This window comes from Paraburkholderia sp. BR10923 (genome assembly GCF_040948765.1).
Lineage (GTDB): Bacteria > Pseudomonadota > Gammaproteobacteria > Burkholderiales > Burkholderiaceae > Paraburkholderia > Paraburkholderia youngii.
The window spans coordinates 1-15,847 of record NZ_JBFPKO010000005.1 but is presented as its reverse complement, the minus strand read 5'-3'; the positions used below and the strand labels follow the sequence as shown (position 1 = coordinate 15,847).

At 59.7% G+C, this 15,847-nt stretch carries 14 protein-coding genes and 1 pseudogene; 11 read left to right on the top strand and 4 right to left on the bottom strand.

The window, feature by feature from the left end; all coding sequences use genetic code 11:
• The first annotated feature begins 316 nt into the window (after window positions 1-316).
• Genes AB3X94_RS10815 through AB3X94_RS10805 form a run of 3 tightly spaced genes read left to right on the top strand, consistent with a single transcriptional unit; the run spans window position 317 to window position 3,093 of the window.
• The gene (locus AB3X94_RS10815; RefSeq protein ID WP_368611501.1) at window positions 317-1,711 is read left to right on the top strand and encodes a cytochrome ubiquinol oxidase subunit I; all 1,395 of its coding nucleotides are present in this window, start codon (window positions 317-319) and stop codon (window positions 1,709-1,711) included.
• A gap of 33 nt (window positions 1,712-1,744) precedes the next feature.
• Window positions 1,745-2,728, top strand: a complete 984-nt coding sequence (locus AB3X94_RS10810) for a cytochrome d ubiquinol oxidase subunit II (RefSeq protein ID WP_368611500.1) — start codon at window positions 1,745-1,747, stop codon at window positions 2,726-2,728.
• A gap of 44 nt (window positions 2,729-2,772) precedes the next feature.
• Window positions 2,773-3,093, top strand: coding sequence for a DUF3331 domain-containing protein (locus AB3X94_RS10805; protein WP_368611702.1), 321 nt, complete (start codon window positions 2,773-2,775; stop codon window positions 3,091-3,093).
• 125 nt (window positions 3,094-3,218) lie between these two features.
• Here the strand turns inward: AB3X94_RS10805 and AB3X94_RS10800 are convergent, their stop codons facing one another.
• Window positions 3,219-4,514 (bottom strand): NAD(P)/FAD-dependent oxidoreductase, encoded by a 1,296-nt coding sequence (locus AB3X94_RS10800; protein WP_368611499.1) that lies wholly within the window; start codon window positions 4,512-4,514, stop codon window positions 3,219-3,221.
• Between the two features lie 409 nt (window positions 4,515-4,923).
• On the opposite strand from AB3X94_RS10800, the gene AB3X94_RS10795 reads away from it, so the two are divergent.
• The 7 genes and pseudogenes from AB3X94_RS10795 to AB3X94_RS10765 form a co-directional block, all read left to right on the top strand.
• Window positions 4,924-5,841: a 3-hydroxyacyl-CoA dehydrogenase gene (locus AB3X94_RS10795; RefSeq protein WP_368611498.1), complete on the top strand. Its 918-nt coding sequence runs from the start codon at window positions 4,924-4,926 to the stop codon at window positions 5,839-5,841.
• Window positions 5,842-5,862: 21 nt separating this feature from the next.
• Window positions 5,863-6,822 carry a 3-hydroxyacyl-CoA dehydrogenase NAD-binding domain-containing protein gene (locus tag AB3X94_RS10790; RefSeq protein ID WP_368611497.1) on the top strand — a complete coding sequence of 320 codons (960 nt, stop codon included), beginning with the start codon at window positions 5,863-5,865 and terminating at the stop codon, window positions 6,820-6,822.
• 101 nt (window positions 6,823-6,923) lie between these two features.
• Window positions 6,924-7,088: a hypothetical protein gene (locus AB3X94_RS10785; RefSeq protein ID WP_368611496.1), complete on the top strand. Its 165-nt coding sequence runs from the start codon at window positions 6,924-6,926 to the stop codon at window positions 7,086-7,088.
• A gap of 168 nt (window positions 7,089-7,256) precedes the next feature.
• Window positions 7,257-8,111 carry an enoyl-CoA hydratase-related protein gene (locus AB3X94_RS10780; protein ID WP_217709858.1) on the top strand — a complete coding sequence of 285 codons (855 nt, stop codon included), beginning with the start codon at window positions 7,257-7,259 and terminating at the stop codon, window positions 8,109-8,111.
• A gap of 29 nt (window positions 8,112-8,140) precedes the next feature.
• On the top strand, window positions 8,141-9,367 hold the full coding sequence (locus AB3X94_RS10775) for a CaiB/BaiF CoA transferase family protein (protein ID WP_368611495.1): 1,227 nt from the start codon (window positions 8,141-8,143) through the stop codon (window positions 9,365-9,367).
• 30 nt (window positions 9,368-9,397) lie between these two features.
• Window positions 9,398-10,171, top strand: coding sequence for an enoyl-CoA hydratase (locus AB3X94_RS10770; protein ID WP_368611494.1), 774 nt, complete (start codon window positions 9,398-9,400; stop codon window positions 10,169-10,171).
• Window positions 10,172-10,338: 167 nt separating this feature from the next.
• Window positions 10,339-10,545 (top strand): annotated as a pseudogene (locus AB3X94_RS10765) (DJ-1/PfpI family protein); the annotation flags it as partial.
• 351 nt (window positions 10,546-10,896) lie between these two features.
• Here AB3X94_RS10765 and AB3X94_RS10760 read toward each other — a convergent pair.
• The 3 genes from AB3X94_RS10760 to AB3X94_RS10750 form a co-directional block, all read right to left on the bottom strand.
• The gene (locus AB3X94_RS10760) at window positions 10,897-12,132 is read right to left on the bottom strand and encodes a patatin-like phospholipase family protein (protein ID WP_176106276.1); all 1,236 of its coding nucleotides are present in this window, start codon (window positions 12,130-12,132) and stop codon (window positions 10,897-10,899) included.
• A 19-nt stretch (window positions 12,133-12,151) separates the two neighbouring features.
• Complete coding sequence (locus AB3X94_RS10755) at window positions 12,152-12,949, bottom strand: 3-hydroxybutyrate dehydrogenase (RefSeq protein ID WP_368611493.1); 798 nt, start codon at window positions 12,947-12,949, stop codon at window positions 12,152-12,154.
• Between the two features lie 218 nt (window positions 12,950-13,167).
• A complete protein-coding gene (locus tag AB3X94_RS10750) occupies window positions 13,168-14,100 on the bottom strand; it encodes a hypothetical protein (protein ID WP_176106277.1) in 933 nt (310 codons plus the stop codon).
• A gap of 1,108 nt (window positions 14,101-15,208) precedes the next feature.
• Here AB3X94_RS10750 and AB3X94_RS10745 point away from each other — a divergent pair.
• Window positions 15,209-15,748, top strand: coding sequence for a mechanosensitive ion channel family protein (locus tag AB3X94_RS10745; protein ID WP_368611492.1), 540 nt, complete (start codon window positions 15,209-15,211; stop codon window positions 15,746-15,748).
• Window positions 15,749-15,847 lie beyond the last annotated feature (99 nt).

Genomic DNA, 15,847 nt, shown 5'->3' with positions numbered 1-15,847 from the left:
GGCGCCGCAAGCACCATCCAGACAGGTCCCAAGACAAAGACCTTGTATAGCGAGCCGATCTGACCGCCATCTCGCTGGCATTCGCGAAGAAAGTTTAGGCTGCGCACCAATTTAGGCCTCGCCGGCCACAGTCGCAACTACACTTTGGTAGCAGGTTTCGGTGGCCTTCTTTCCTTCGGCGCCTCGGTGTGGTTACACCTTCGTGCAATTGAGCCGCGCAACATCAACGGCCTAAAGTTGCTCTATACGGGCAACGTCTCCCAACGCTGACGTCGCTCGAACGTAGCCAATCGCACACCGCAATGGGACGGTCATCATGCTCACTGACGTACTCCAACTCTCGCGCGCGCAATTCGCGATGACCACGATCTTCCACATCGTGTGGCCTATCCTCACTGTCAGTCTGTCGGCATTTCTGCTGCTGATCGAAGTAATGTGGATTCGCACCGGCGACGTGATGTACTACCGCCACGCCCGCCACTGGAGCAAGCTGCTCGCGCTCAATTTCGCGATCGGAGTGGTGACTGGTATTCCGCTGGAATTTCAGTTCGGTACCAACTGGTCCGGCTTCGCACAGTTCAGTGGCCAGTTCGTCGGCAATATTCTCGGCTTCGAAGGCGCAATGGCGTTCATGCTCGAAGCCGGATTCATCGGCGTGATGATGCTCGGCTGGGGACGTGTGTCACGTGGCGTCCACGTCTTTGCCACGGCGATGGTAGCGCTCGGATCCAGCATTTCCGTATTCTGGATCATGGTCGCCAATTCGTGGATGCAGACGCCCGCCGGTATCACCGTCGTCAACGGCAAGCTCGTGATCACGGACTATGCAGCGGCCATCTTCAACCCCGACATGGTGTGGGCCGTCTCTCACATGTGGACGGCCGCGATCGAAACCGGGATGTTTGTGATCGCAGGCATCTCGGCATACCACCTGTTCCGCCGGAGGCACCCTGAATTCTTTGCGCGTTCCTTCAAGATCGCACTGGGCGTGCTCGTCGTCGTTGCACCGCTTCAGGTCTGGCTGGGAGACTCCAGCGGCACCAGCGTGTTCGCGACTCAACCCGCGAAAGGTGCCGCCATCGAAGGGCACTGGCAGACCAACAAGCCGGGCACAGGCGCCGCATGGTCGCTCGTTGCATGGCCCGATCAGCAAAAGCAGCGTAATGACTGGTCGATCGAAGTGCCGGGACTCCTGAGCATTCTCGGCACGCACTCGCTCCACGGACGGGTCTCGGGTCTCACGGACTTCCCTCGCGCCGACCAGCCGCCGATGCTGCCGCTACTCTACTACGCGTTCCGGGTGATGGCCGGCATCGGCTTCGCGTTCATGCTGCTCGCGCTCTGGACCGCGTATGCGCTGCACAAAGCGCGCGGCAATCTCGAGCGCCTCCTTGCGCAGCGCAAGCTCCTGCTCGCATGGGTACTGTGCATCCCGCTGCCTTACGTGGCCGTCGAGGCCGGATGGATCGTACGCGAGGTGGGACGTCAGCCATGGGTCGTCTACGGACTCCTGCGAACCAGTCAAGCCGTGTCCGCGGTGCCCGCGTCCTCGGTAACGGCCAGCATCGCGATGTTCTTCGTGTTCGACGTCGTGTTACTCATCAGCTTCTTCTTACTCGCGCGGCGTTGGCTGAAGAACGGTCCCGATCTCGCTGCCACACCGCCCACGACCACGAGCATCACGCCCCAAACGATGGCGGCCGAATACTGAAACTTCCTTCTCCAACTCAAGGGAGATCGTTCGATGGAAAGCACCACTCATTCCCTGCTGGCCCTCACGTGGTTCGGCCTGATCGGCCTGATGCTGGCCTTCTACGTCGTGACCGATGGATTCGACCTTGGTGTCGGTATGCTCACTCTGCTGAGCAGAAATCGCGGAGACCGGGACGTGATGGTTCAAACCATCGGTCACGTGTGGGATGCGAATGAGACATGGCTGGTCGTGGTCGGAGGCGCCCTGTTCGGCGCGTTCCCGGCTGCCTATGCGGCCTTGATGCAAGCGCTCTATCTGCCCGTCATGGCGATGATAGCCGGGCTGATCATGCGGGGTGCAGCCATCGAATTCCGCCATAGCGCGGAGCACGGAAGCCTATGGGACGTCGTGTTCGGCGTGGGCAGCCTCGTCGCGGCCATCTCGCAGGGCATCGTACTCGGCAAGGTGATCACGGGGTTCGTGCCAGGAGGATCCAGCACGGCGTTCATCACGGTAACAGCCATCGGGGTCGTCAGCGGCTACAGCCTGCTCGGCGCGACGTGGCTCGCCAGGAAGGCGGTCGGTCCGCTCGAACGTTGGGCCCGCCGGCTGGCCCTGTTGAGCGCACAGTTCACCGTCGCGGCCGCGATCGTGCTCACCGCGGCGACCTGGTTCGACAGCGTGGCGGTCCATGCCCGCTGGTCCGAGCCCGGGGTGTTCGCGCCGCTTGCGGTGCTCGGCGTACTCGCCGTCCTCTCGTACGGCTGGCTCATGGCGTCGCTCTATCGCGGACGCGACCGCGGGCCCTTCGGGGCGGCGATAACGCTTTTCATCGTGTCGTTCGCGGGCCTTGCGATTAGCCTCTACCCCTACTTCATTCCGGGCAGGCTCACGATCTTTCAAGCCGCGTCGGACACCCTGACCCTCGCGTTCATGTTGATCGGAATCGGCCTCGTGTTCCCGGTGATGATCGGCTACAACCTGCACCAGTATGCGATCTTCCGCGGCAAGGTTATCGAGACGCCCCACGCGTGACAGCACGCGATTTCAGCGAAAAAGCCCCATTCCAGGAGCAGCCAGTGAAAACGTCAGAGTACGCTGCGTTAGACGACGCACGAGTCCAGGTCGAAATTCTCGAACAGTCCGAGACCACACTCATCATTCGCTGGGTGGAGCCTGGACGATGTCACTATGGGGAGCAGCGCTGGCGTCTTCGCCATGCGAATGCGCCGGGCGTGTGCGTCGTGTCGCGGCGTGCAATCCGCCGCGGCGACGCCGTCTTTCGCCCCGCCGAGCGCCCCGCTCGAGCAAATGCATCGGCGATGATCTCTGTTGAAGCGTTTGGCTATTCAAATCGCGGCGTTGGCTTCAACTCAACCGAATCCGCACGTCGCATGTAATTCCGACTCTCTTCCTCATTAGCGACGCTGCGCTGCAGCGTCGTTCTCAAGTCGCTTGCATCGGAAAGTAACATGCCGCTCCAAAGAGCGGCGAACATGAACAGCCGCTGGACCGCGAAAGCCCGTCAAGCGAGTCGAATCGCCGGTTGAGCCAATCCGTTGATTTGCTCCGCCGTCCAGAGCAGAGTTGCCCGGCGAAAACCGTGCAGCGCCTGCTGATGGCGTCGGTACAACATCGCGTGACTGAGCTGGGCAAGCTTGCCCCGAATGATCCCCCCAGGAAACAATCCAAAACGACCCAGCGTGCCGAACGAGTCGTACTCGCTTAAAGACACGAGCGATCCGAAGTCCCGGAATGCGAAGCTAGGAAGAGGCTTATTGTGAAGGATCCATTCCGGCAAATGGCGCGCCAGGTGCTCGGCCTGCTGAGTGGCCACCTGCGCAGTAGGAGGCAGCGGTCGCTGCGCACCTTGCGGCGTGAGCGAAGCGCAATCGCCGAGCACGAAAATATTCTCGTCGCCTAAGGCCTGCAGCGTGCCCGACACCACGACCTGGTTCGACCGGTTGGTCTCGAGGCCAGCAAGCCGGTTCATGAAATCGGGAGCCTTCACGCCTGCCGCCCATACCATCAAATCCGCTTCGGCAAGCTTGGCGTCTCCGTACACAAAGCCTCCCGGTTCCACAGCGGAGACTCCAGTCGAGGTCAGAACGCGAAAGCCAATTCTCTCGAGCCGTTGCTGGCTGGCTGACGAGATCTCCGCAGGGAATGCGGGAAGCACGCGTGGTCCGGCCTCCAGAAGCGTCAAGCGCAGCCTGTCTCTAATCGCAGGATCGCCGTAGCTGGCCGCGAGCTCGAAAAGATGACTGAGCTCGGCCGATAACTCGATCCCGGTAGCACCAGCGCCCACGATCGCAATCCTGAGCTCCTCATCCTTGACCACGGAACGAAGAGAATGCTCGCGCAATGCGACGTTGAATGTCTCTGCCTGCTGTTGACTGTCAATAAGATGGCAATGCTCGAGGACTCCAGGCACGCCGAAGTCGTTCGCGCGGCTGCCTATGGACAGCAGCAGCACATCGTATGGAACTGTTCTCCGCTCGAGCATCAAGCCGCCATCGTGCGACTCGATTGCGGCAAGTTGAACTTCACGTCCTTGTCGGTCCAGTCCGCACATTTCTCCCGGCTGATACGTGAAGCCGTGTTCGCGCGCATGGGAAAGATAGATTACACGCTGCTGATTCACATCGCGCGTACCTGCCGCAATCGTGTGCAGCATCGGTTTCCAGATATGCGTCGGGCTTCTGTCGATCAAAGTCACGCTTGCTTCACCCGACCGGCCTAACCGGTCGCCGAGTCTGGTTGCAAGCAGAATCCCGGCGATTCCGCCACCTACGATAACGATACGAGTTGGCTTTTTCATAGCAATCACTCAATAAACGAAGAACGATTTCGATTAACCTGTGCCGACGACAATGCACTGGTTGGCAATAGCGGTTCCCCCAATGAGACTCATCGGTACTTTCGCAAAATAGGATATGCAGTAGGACGTCCGCAATTACACCTTGGGCGCAGGATTGAACGACAAGCCTTCCCACCGACACGATGGTGTCGTTACACCATCGTGCAATTGAGTCGATGCCGATCACCACATAGATTGATGTCCATGAACAACGCCCCCGACACCGGCGTCGTTCAAACCCCGGCCAGTCGCTCAACGTCACGGGCGCATCGCGCGCCTCGGCGAGCGAAAATTCCGATACCTGTGGCGCTCGCTCTCTGCCCGATGTTCTGCGTTCACATCACCTCCGGCAAAACGTTAAGGATGGCACATGACTACGACTCACACCAATTCAAGCAGCGTTTCTCAGGACACAGTTTGCTCGGGACGATTGTTTCTCCTCGAATTGAGCAGCAACTCGATTTACTCGATGAATCCAGATGGATCCGACCGCAAGACGATCGTCACGGACTGCCACCTCCCCGATGGCATTGCAGTGGACGCGCACGCCGGCCACATTTACTGGACCAACATGGGTCACGCTCTGAGCGCCAATGACGGATCGATCGAGCGCGCCGACCTCGACGGCAACAACCGCGTGGTCATCGTCCCCCAAGGCCTCACGCATACGCCAAAGCAGATCCAGCTCGACCGCGACGGTGGAAAACTTTATTGGTGCGACCGCGAAGGCATGCGCGTGATGCGCGTCAACTGCGACGGCTCTGATATCGAAACACTGGTCGAGACCGGGCGCGGCGACAACGACCGCCACGACCAGAACCGATGGTGCGTCGGAGTCGCTGTCGATCGCGTGCACCAGAAGCTCTATTGGACACAAAAGGGCCCTGACAACGGCGACCAGGGCCGCATCCTCCGCGCGAATCTGGAGATCCCGCGCGGCGAAGATCCAGCCACCCGCTCCGACATCGAAGTGCTGTTCGACCATCTGCCGGAACCGATCGATCTCGAGTTCGACGAGGAGAACCGCGTCCTCTATTGGACGGACCGCGGCGATCCCCCGCGCGGAAACACAGTCAATCGCGCCCCGGTCGACGAAGCGGCGACGCCCGAGATCGTCATCACGCATCTGCTGGAAGGGATTGGCATCACGCTCGACGTTGCTGGTAGCCGAATGTTCGTCACGGATCTGGGAGGATCGGTCTATTCAGCGCAACTCGATGGCAGCAATCTGCGCAACTTTCTCTACGCCCAGGGCAACCTCACCGGCGTTGCCTACGCCGAAGTCTGACCCGTACATCGGAGAAATCACATGACTGACACCAAGCCCATTCGCCGCGTCGCCATCATCGGCACGGGCGTGATCGGCGCGAGCTGGGCCGCGCTGTTTCTCGCCAAAGGATTGCATGTCGTGGCGACGGACATAGCACCGAATGCGGAAGCGTCATTGAATAAATTCGTGGAGTCCGCGTGGCCGGCGCTCACGAGATTGGGCCTTTCGCCCGAAGCATCGCTCACGAACCTCACATTCACGCCCGTGCTTGAACAAGCACTCGTGAGCGCGGACCTGGTCCAGGAAAACGGACCCGAGCGGATCGATTTCAAGCAGAAGCTCTATGGACAACTCGACGAGCTGTTGCCTGCCGACGTGATCGTTGCTTCGAGTTCGTCGGGGCTCACCATGAGCGAAATCCAGAAGGGCGCCGCGACGCATCCCGAGCGCTGCGTCATCGCCCATCCGTTCAATCCGCCCCACTTGATCCCGCTGGTCGAGATCGTCGGCGGGGCGAAGACCTCCGAAGCGACGATCCAGCGCGCAGCCGAATTCTATACGTCGATCGGGCAGCGTACGGTGCGGGTCAACAAGGAGATGCCGGGCCACGTCGCGAACCGGCTGCAGGCCGCGCTGGCGCGCGAGGTCTATTACCTCGTCGCCGAGGGCGTGGTGAGCGCCGCCGACGTCGACACCGCCCTGTGCTGGGGGCCGGGCCTGCGCTGGGGCGTGATGGGCAACATGATGCTCAACCATCTTGGCGGGGGCCCTGGCGGCATCGAGCACTTCTTCCAGCAGTTCAGCGGCCCGATGACGGCGTGGTGGAAGACGCTCGGCGAGCCGGTCCTGAGTCCTGAGGTTCAAAAGAAGCTCGTAGACAGCGTCCACGTTGAGGCCGGATCGCGCTCCATCGAAGAGCTGGAGGCGCAGCGTGATGAGGTTCTGCTCGGTCTGCTCGAGCTACGCCGCAAGGTTGGCGGTTCGAAGCAGACGAAATAACTCGCTCCGGTCGCGTGAGCCCAGGCACAACCTTCCGGATTGCTCACCCGACTGACACGTCATTCTTCCGACTTTCTAGTCATAGCAACAGGAGTCGCAAAATGTCTATCGCTGCAGCAGAGAGCAAGGCCGCCAAGGAGCTTCCGCCACCTAACAGTGATTTCTATCACTACGCAGACACTTTGAACGCAGACGAGCGAGCGATTCTTCAGAAGGTGCGCACATTCATGGAGTCCAAAGTCGCGCCCATCATCAACAACTACTGAGTCCAGGACGCCTTTCCGTTCGAGCTGCTGCCTGCCGTCAAGGAGCTGAATCTCGGCGGCCTCGGCATCCAGGGGTATGGCTGCGCCGGCGGCAGTCAATTGCTGGCAGTCGTGACGACGTGTTCGTCGTCGTCCCCCGATTCACCCGAATTAGAAGGAAAGCTAAACATGTCATCGACAACAGTGACAGCCCCAGCTTCACCCGTAGTAGTAGTGCCTGATGATCCGCAGGCGAGAGTCGTCACGCTCGCGAACGTTCTGTACGAAAAGCGCAATGGGATCGCATACGTGACCGTCAACCGTCCCAAGGTCCTCAATGCCCTGAGCACGCAGACATGGAAGGATCTGCGAACGGCTTTCGAGGATGCACGCGAGGACACCGTCGTGCGCGGCGTCATTCTCACCGGCGCGGGCGATAAGGCGTTCATCGCCGGCGCGGACATCAGTGAGCTTGCGCACGCGAGCGCGATCGAAGCGGAGCAGTCGAGCCGTTTTGGGCAAGCCGTGCTCGACCTGATCGAGAACCTCGGCAAACCGGTGGTCGCCGCAATCAATGGCTTTGCCCTCGGCGGCGGCTGCGAGACGGCAATGGCGTGCACCCTCCGCATCGCCGTGGAGCACGCGAAGCTCGGACAGCCCGAGGTAAAGCTCGGGCTGCTGCCAGGCGGAGGCGGCACGCAGCGGCTGCCGCGCCTCGTCGGGAAAGGCCGCGCGCTGCAGCTCATTCTGTCCGCGGAGCTCATCAGTGCGCAGGAAGCATGGCGCATCGGGCTCGTCAACGAGGTGGTTCCCGCGGCCGATCTCATTGGACGCGCTGAAGCCATTCTGAAGATGATCGCCTCGAACGCTCCTGTCGCGGTGAGGCTATCGCTCGAAGCGGTGAACAAGGGCCTGGACGCGAACCAGAGCGAAGGTCTCGCTCTCGAAGCCTCCTACTTCGGGCTGTGCGCCGGGACAGATGACAAGAAGGAAGGCACTTCCGCCTTCCTCGAAAAGCGCGCCCCGCAGTTCGTGGGACGGTGAAGCAGACAGCACGATTTAGGAGTGACCCAATGGCAAGCGACAATATTTTTTCCGGACTGAAGGTGGTCGACTTTTCGAGCTTTATCGCGGCGCCCGGCGCCGCCGTCATGCTGTCGGACTTCGGCGCCGATGTGATCAAGGTCGAACCCCCGAGCGGTGACCCCTGGCGACACGGGCACCAGATCCCGTCACAACCGATGGCAGATGAGCCGTATCAGTGGCATCTCGCCAATCGTAATAAACGCGGCATCGCGCTGGACCTGAGGTCGCCCAGCGCCCAGCAAGTTCTCCAGCGGCTCGTCACATGGGCTGATGTGTTCACCGTCAATACGCCACATCCGGCGCGCAAGAAGTTGAATCTCGAGTACGACGATCTGGCGCGCTGGAACCCGCGACTGATCTATGCGGATATCACCGGCTTTGGCGAAAGCGGCCCGGATGCCGATCTGCCCGGCTTCGATCTGACCGCGTTCTGGGCGCGTAGCGGCCTGTTGTCGATGACGCGTGACGCGGGCGCGCCACCAACCTGGCCGGTGGCCGGAAGCGGCGACAACGCGACGGCAGTTGGAATCTATTCGGCGATCGTCACGGCGCTTTACCGCCGAGAGCGCACGGGCAAAGGCTCTTACGTCACGACTTCGCTCCTTGCCTCAGGCGTCTGGTCGGCCAGCGTTGCTATCCAAGCCGCCCTGGCCGGCGCGACGTTTCCAGCACCGCACGATCGCACGCATCCCGCGAATGCAGCGCTCAACGTGTACCGCGCCTCAGACGGCACCTGGTTCGTCCTGGTGGTGATGCACGACAAGTTGGCGGCCGTCGCGAAAGCAATCGGACGCCCGGATCTGCTGACTGATGCACGGTTTACGGATCCGGCGAAGGTGGCGGCGAACATGCCGCAACTTACGGCCATCCTGGACGAGGTTTTCGGCGCGCAGCCGATGGCGCACTGGCACGAGGCATTCAGCAATCTCCACGTCACGTACGGCACCGTGCGCGGACCACAGGAGGTGATCGACGACCCGCAGCTGCGGGCCAACGATGTCATCGTTCCGCTCGAGGGCGCCGGCGGCAAATTGACCTCGACGATCAGCAATCCGATTCGGGTTCATGGCGTCGACAAAGTGCCGGCGCGACGTGCGCCCGATCTTGGCGAGCATACCGACGACATCCTCCGCGAGCTGGGCTTCGATGCAAACGACGTCGAAGGCCTGCGCGCGAGCGGCGCGGTGGCGAGCATGAAGGAACACGCCGCCTGACACACGAAGCACAGAGAGAAAGGAGCAAGCATGAGCGACATCATCACCGAGCGTACCGGCAGCGTCCTGCGGGTCGCATTCAATCGCCCCGAGAAGAAGAATGCCATGACCGGAGCCATGTACACGAATCTCGCGGACATCTTCAACGAGGCTGCCGAAGACGAAGAAGTCCGCGTCGTGCTCTGGCACGGCGTGGGCGAGTCTTTCTGCGCAGGCAACGACGTCGGAGATTTTCTCAAGCACCCGCCCCGGCTGGGTGACTTTCCGCAGGGCCGCCTGATCTCGGCGCTCATCCGGTTCGAAAAACCCATCGTGGCGGCCGTGCAAGGCGCGGCGATCGGCGGCGGAACCACGATGCTGACCCACTGCGATTTCGTCTACGCGGGCGAAACTGCGAAGTTCCAGTTGCCGTTCATCAACCTTGCGCTGGTGCCGGAATTCGGGTCGAGCTTTTCGATACCAGCGCGCGTAGGACATCTAGGGGCAGCGGACCTGTTTCTGCTCGGGGAGCCTTTCACTGCGTCGCGAGCAGTGGAACTGGGCCTCGCGACTCGCGTGCTGCCCGACGGCGATCTACTTGAGACCGCTACTGCAACAGCACATAAGCTCGCCGCAAAACCGGTCAGCGCGTTGCTCGCTACCAAACGACTCATCAAGCAGGCTGCGCTTCAGCCGCTCCAGGAGGCTGTGAAGAGTGAAAACCAGACGTTTTTTGCACAGGTGAGCTCAGCAGAGGCCAAGGAAGCATTCTCGGCCTTTCTCGAGAAACGTGCGCCCGATTTTACGAAGAGCCCGAAGGGCTGATGGTATGCCTCGCATCGCCAATCAACCACTCACCAATACCGCCGAGTCAGCGTGAACCTGCTGCCGTGCAAATGATCCACCGGGCGATGTCCCCGGCGTCCCATAAAGGCACAGCGTGCGCCTATATCTGTGTATATGCTCCTCGCGACACGGCCGCACGCCCGCCACGATCATTGCACGGGCACGTTGACGTAGACACGCGGATCGTCGGCGGGGTTATTGATCCGCTGAGTTCTCCGCCCGCTGACACTATAGTTGCGTTCCTGCGTAAAGCGTGCATCAGCGCGAGGCGCATAGGCGCAATCTGCACCGGCGGAGTCGTGCTCGTGGAAGCAGGCTTGCTGGCGCAGCGGCGCGGCGCGACGCATTGGGCGAGTCTGTAGAATTGATTAAGTCGGCTGCTTTCCTCGAAATTCATAGCAAGGCTTTCACCTACACAGCAAGTTAAGAGAAGCCCAGCGCAGCCGCAATAACACAACTGTGCGGTCAGATGTGATTCCAGCAAGGCAATATGTCGGGTAACCGCAGAGGGTGGCATGTCGAACTTAACAATTTTGGGCAAGGCAATGTCCCAACTCCTCAGAAAGAACGGATCGAGTTCCTGAATTTAGACGACCACTTCCTTGATCGCCCGCATCTTCTGGGTAAGTACGGCCTGCGGGTCGCCGTAAAACATGTTGCATGTTGTCTCATGAAGAGCTTGGCATCGGCACCGGACGATGGCATCAATCGTCCCGATGGATATCGTGCGTAACAAAGCTGAGGTCGTTGATCGGCATATCCAACCAATCCCGATTCTGCAAGGTCCTCCTGGTATCGGCCAATCCGGTTCGCCAATGTTCCCGCATTGTCGAAATACCAAACTGATAGTCCTTGTAATGGCCTTCGTACTCCTTGTCTCGGTAGATCAAATGAATGATGTTGTAGCGCTTGTCGCATGATACTTCCTGTGCGAGTTCGTACCAGCGATCCTTTTCGCTTCCCGCGGGCAACTTCTCGAGCAACTCCCGCACCACGCGCCGAAAATGTTGAGTTCGTTGCAGCAAGTCCGTCACGAGACGAGTGCGGCTGGAGTACTGGACATCTTTGACGCGTCCCATGACTTCGCTTAGATCGCTCGGCACCGGCCCGGTCGCGCTCCACAGATCAACCTGAAAAGCGAGCGTGTCGCGACGTGGCGTCGCTTGCATAACCTCGAATAGCGGAGTATTCGACATAAGGCCGCCGTCCCAGTAATACTCGTTCTCGATCTCCACAGCCGCGAAGCCCGGCGGTAAAGCACCGGACGCGATGAAATGCTCGGCACGCAACGGTATGCGGGTATTGTCGAAATAGGCGAAGTTTCCTGTGCGGGCGTTCACGGCGCCCACCGAAACCCGTACCTCCGCCGAATTGATTCGGTCAAAGTCGCAGAACCGCTCGAGCGTGGCCTTGAGCGGCCTCGTGTCGTAAAAGCTTGCCGTTTGCGGATTCCCGGTTGAGTGGAAAGCGGGCGGCGGAAACCTGGGTACGAAAAATCCCTTTTGGCCATTGACAATCGCGCTCGCAGCCTGAAATGCCGTAAAGCTCTTACGCACACCGTCATGCACGTTGAACAACGTGTCCTCGATCGCGGCCGGTATGGGCATTCCGAACGCAGGCTGGCAGATCGTCTCCCAGAATTCTGAGAGCCGTGCCACCCGGTGCTCGGGCGCATTGCCGGCGATAATCGCCGCGTTCAACGCACCAATCGAAATGCCGGCCAGCCAATTCGGGCGAATACCTGCTTCTTCAAGGCCCTGATAGACGCCTGCCTGATAGGCCCCCAGCGCGCCCCCGCCCTGTAACATCAGCGCGATCGTCTCGTACTGGGGCAACTCGATACGCGGACTGGCGCGAACGTCCACCGACGCTTGGGCACGCTCACCCACCCCATTTCCGGGGGCGCCGACGCCGACCCGCCTGACGTTGCTTTGCACCATGACGCCTCTCCTTGCGGGCTTACTGCATATACCAGCCATGGCTTACGATGAACGATTGGCCGGTCAAAGCTGCGCTCGAGAACGCGGACAGGAACAGCACCGTCTGTGCGACGTCGTCTACCGTGGTGAACATGCCGTCTACGGTGTTGCCGAGCATCACACGTTTGACCACTTCTTCGTCGCTGATGCCGAGTTCTTTGGCCTGCTCGGGAATCTGCTTGTCGACGAGCGGCGTGCGCACGAACCCCGGGCAAACCACATGGGAGCGTACGTTATGTTTCGCCCCTTCCTTCGCAAGAACGCGCGCGAGGCCGAGCAACGCGTGCTTGGCGGTCACATAAGCGGATTTCAGCGGCGAAGCTTCATGCGAGTGCACGGACCCCATGTAGATCACGACACCGCCGCGGTCGTCCTTGTACATGTGCTTCAATGCGGCCTTGGTAGTCAGGAACGCACCGTCGACGTGAATCGCCTGCATATTTTTCCAGTCGGAAAATGCATAGTTTTCGATCAGATTGACAATCTGAATGCCGGCGTTTGAAATCAGGATGTCGACTGCGCCCAATTCCGCAGCCACCGTGTCGAATCCCTGGTTGACGGCATCTTCCTTCGTGACGTCCATCGCCACACCAATGCTTTTGCCGCCAGCCTGTTTGATTTCCTCGGCCACGGCGTTCGCCCCGCCCTGATTCAAATCGGCGATCGCAACCGCCGCGCCCGCAGCCGAGAGCGTCAATGCGATCTGTTTGCCGATGCCGCTTGCGGCGCCGGTAACTAGTGCAACTCTTCCGGTGAGACTCCTGTTCAACATAGACATCAGCATCTCCCAAATTGACTGTGACGGCTCGAATGTTCCACGCACACGCTTTTCACTCGACGCCCGTTGAGTTACTCGAATGCAACTTCGTGAAAGTCCCCAGCCTGATGTCCGCCACGGGACGCACACCTTCACATCTCGTAGGCCCGGTGCAACTCCCGGCAACACTGCGCCAAACAGTTTCAGCCATCTGCACGTGCAGCCCCACGGGATCGGACTTAGATGTCGGCGTAATCGATACCAGTCAGCACACCCAGATGAGCAACTGTAGTGAATCGCGACTCTTGCTTCGTATCGATGTTCAGCTCGCGGACGTTGCCCCCCAGATCGGTCACAAATGCGCGGCGGCCCAGTGGATCCAGAGACACGCCAATGCCTTCCTCCAGCGCGCGGGCGAGCACCTGGTGATCAACCAGTCCCGACGCCGTGATTTTTGCGCGATTTAGTGTATTTCCGTCATGCGTATCGTCGCCACGGTCAGTCCAGTACAGTACGCCATCGCGGTGATCGATATCGAGATCGATCGGCTCGGGCAGATCGGCCAGCAAACATTCGACATCCGGGCGCTGATCGGGTGTCGCACCGGGCGGCAGCTCAATGCCAGCCCTGAAGATGCGGCCCTCTCCGGCATCCGGCGATCCCTTTTGAGTCCAATAGACATGGCCGTTTGCCGTATCCAATGCGATGCCTACACAATGGCGGGTCGCATCGCCCGTATGTTCCGGGAAACTCCCGGTGCGGACGAGTTCCGTCACCTCAGTACCGTCCAGCCGCGCGCGCATGACCCGCATGCCTTCGCGATCGCACCAATAGAGATGACCGCCCTCCTTGTCCAGCGCCAGTTCCTTAGGCGTCCCGGCCAGGCCGGAAGGCACCAGTACACGATGCTCCCTTCCATCGAGCTTCGCGCTTTCGATAGTTCCGTCATTGGGGGGAACTGCGCCGGAAGCCGGATCGCTGTCGACCAGATGGATGCCGGTTCCCATGTTAGTCCAGTACACCACCCGGTTTTCAGCATCGACCTTGATGCCGTCGGGCGTGCGCGTGAGATTCGCGATAACGACCTCGTGTGAACCGTCCGGCAACAGAGCGATGATCGCTGGTGGACGTGCCTGCAGGACATATAGCGTACCGCCATTCTTCGTAGCCACAGTAAGTACCCTCCATCTAGTCAAAATAACTGTCGTCGTCCAGCTCCGAGTCAGATCCTTAGTCCCACAGCAGGACGCTTCTCAATGTTCAACGGACATTCGGATTCAATCGTTAAACGCTTTCACCGGGTCGTCTTTTGCCTAACGCATTGCACCGAATCACCCATTCGTCGACCGCGGAACCCACGGACATCTGGATGACCACGAGGGCCGCACGACGGCTCGACTGCCTGGCCAGTCAGCATATGACGTTGCGCTTGACCGAGACATTGCACGTCTCTGTAATCCGAAACACGTTCGGGTGCCGGTCCTCGTTGCTGAACAAGCTTCGAGCGCCAATGTGCACCTGCACCTGCATCTGCACCTTCAATGACATGGAAATACATGTCGATGCATATACACAGTTAACGCCCGAACATGGGAAAAATCCCTCGACATAGCGGGAAGACCATGCATGTGCCTCATTTTGAGCGCCGGCCTTCGAACACAGTTTAGGGTATGCCGAGGACAGTCACAATTACACTTTGGATTAGGTGTTACACGACACTCATTCCATTCGATATGGTGTTGCTAACACCATCGTGCTATTGCATCGCGCCCGCTTGCAACCTAAAGTTCCCGTCAAGAGCAACATCTTTGAGGGCTGGCGTAGACAAAGCGAGAGCAATTGCAGGCCGCCGGAACCAACGGTGAATCTCTCGGCTTCGGATTTACGGGGATGAAACCTGCGATGCGAAATACGGGCTCCGATATTCCGCTCATTGGCGTCGGCCCATACGAGCCATTTCCGCCGTAGCGAGTGGTAACGCCCATCGCAATTGAGTCAGAGCCCACTACCGTGAACGAGCCATTGAACCAGATACTCTATCCATGCGGGGCAGCCGTGATAAATGTACTGGTCCTGCTTTGGTCGCCTGGCCGACGGCAGCCCGTCCTGCATGCGGCACTAAAATGCGCCCTATTCGTGCTTCTGACAGTGTCGATGCTTCGATATGGCATCGTCCCCACCCAAGCCGCGCATCGATTTTCGGACCCATCCGTTCACTTTCTTCACGGAGTCCTTGAAACGGGATGGTGGCTGTTAGCAGCCGCGACGACTATGGCCGTAGTGCGAGCCTACTACGTTGTTGGCTATCGACTGCGTCAGAACCGGTTCACGCTGGACGTAATCGCAGCCCTGCTCTATCTTGGAGCAGTGATCGCAATTGTCGCCGATGTATTCGACATCCCGCTCAAGGGGGTCCTGGCCACCTCTGGCGCTTTAGCCATCATCCTTGGCCTCGCGCTCCAAAGCACCCTCTCAGACCTTTTTTCCGGCTTGTTGATTAACGCTACGTCTCCCTATCGTGTCGGAGATTCCGTAACGTTGGATGAGGTAGCGGACGGGGAAGTTGTTGAAGTTACCTGGCGCGCGACCCACATAGCCAAAGCAAACCGCGACATGGTCGTCGTGCCAAACAGTGTCATCGCCAAATCGCGAATCGTAAACCGCAGCTTCCCTCTCGGTCCTCACGCAACAGTCGCCAAGTTTGAGACCACGACGCAGCTTCGACCGTCTGAAGTTGTTCACGCCCTCGAACTCGCCCTGCAAACCTGTGTTGGCATCTCCAAAGATCCTAAGGCATTGCTGATCAAGTCCACCGCATAGCTACTCGGAGCGTTATAGAGCGGAGTGGATAAGGAAGGCAGAACAGGATGAAGCAGCAGACGCTGGCGATGGCAGCTGACGAAGGTGCGGGTTTCGAGA

Coding starts and splice junctions, on each gene's coding strand:
- AB3X94_RS10815 (WP_368611501.1), top strand. CDS start 317: ATGCTCACTGACGTACTCCAACTCTCGCGCGCGCAATTCGCGATGACC.
- AB3X94_RS10810 (WP_368611500.1), top strand. CDS start 1,745: ATGGAAAGCACCACTCATTCCCTGCTGGCCCTCACGTGGTTCGGCCTG.
- AB3X94_RS10800 (WP_368611499.1), bottom strand. CDS start 4,514: ATGAAAAAGCCAACTCGTATCGTTATCGTAGGTGGCGGAATCGCCGGG.
- AB3X94_RS10795 (WP_368611498.1), top strand. CDS start 4,924: ATGACTACGACTCACACCAATTCAAGCAGCGTTTCTCAGGACACAGTT.
- AB3X94_RS10790 (WP_368611497.1), top strand. CDS start 5,863: ATGACTGACACCAAGCCCATTCGCCGCGTCGCCATCATCGGCACGGGC.
- AB3X94_RS10785 (WP_368611496.1), top strand. CDS start 6,924: ATGTCTATCGCTGCAGCAGAGAGCAAGGCCGCCAAGGAGCTTCCGCCA.
- AB3X94_RS10780 (WP_217709858.1), top strand. CDS start 7,257: ATGTCATCGACAACAGTGACAGCCCCAGCTTCACCCGTAGTAGTAGTG.
- AB3X94_RS10775 (WP_368611495.1), top strand. CDS start 8,141: ATGGCAAGCGACAATATTTTTTCCGGACTGAAGGTGGTCGACTTTTCG.
- AB3X94_RS10770 (WP_368611494.1), top strand. CDS start 9,398: ATGAGCGACATCATCACCGAGCGTACCGGCAGCGTCCTGCGGGTCGCA.
- AB3X94_RS10760 (WP_176106276.1), bottom strand. CDS start 12,132: ATGGTGCAAAGCAACGTCAGGCGGGTCGGCGTCGGCGCCCCCGGAAAT.
- AB3X94_RS10755 (WP_368611493.1), bottom strand. CDS start 12,949: ATGTCTATGTTGAACAGGAGTCTCACCGGAAGAGTTGCACTAGTTACC.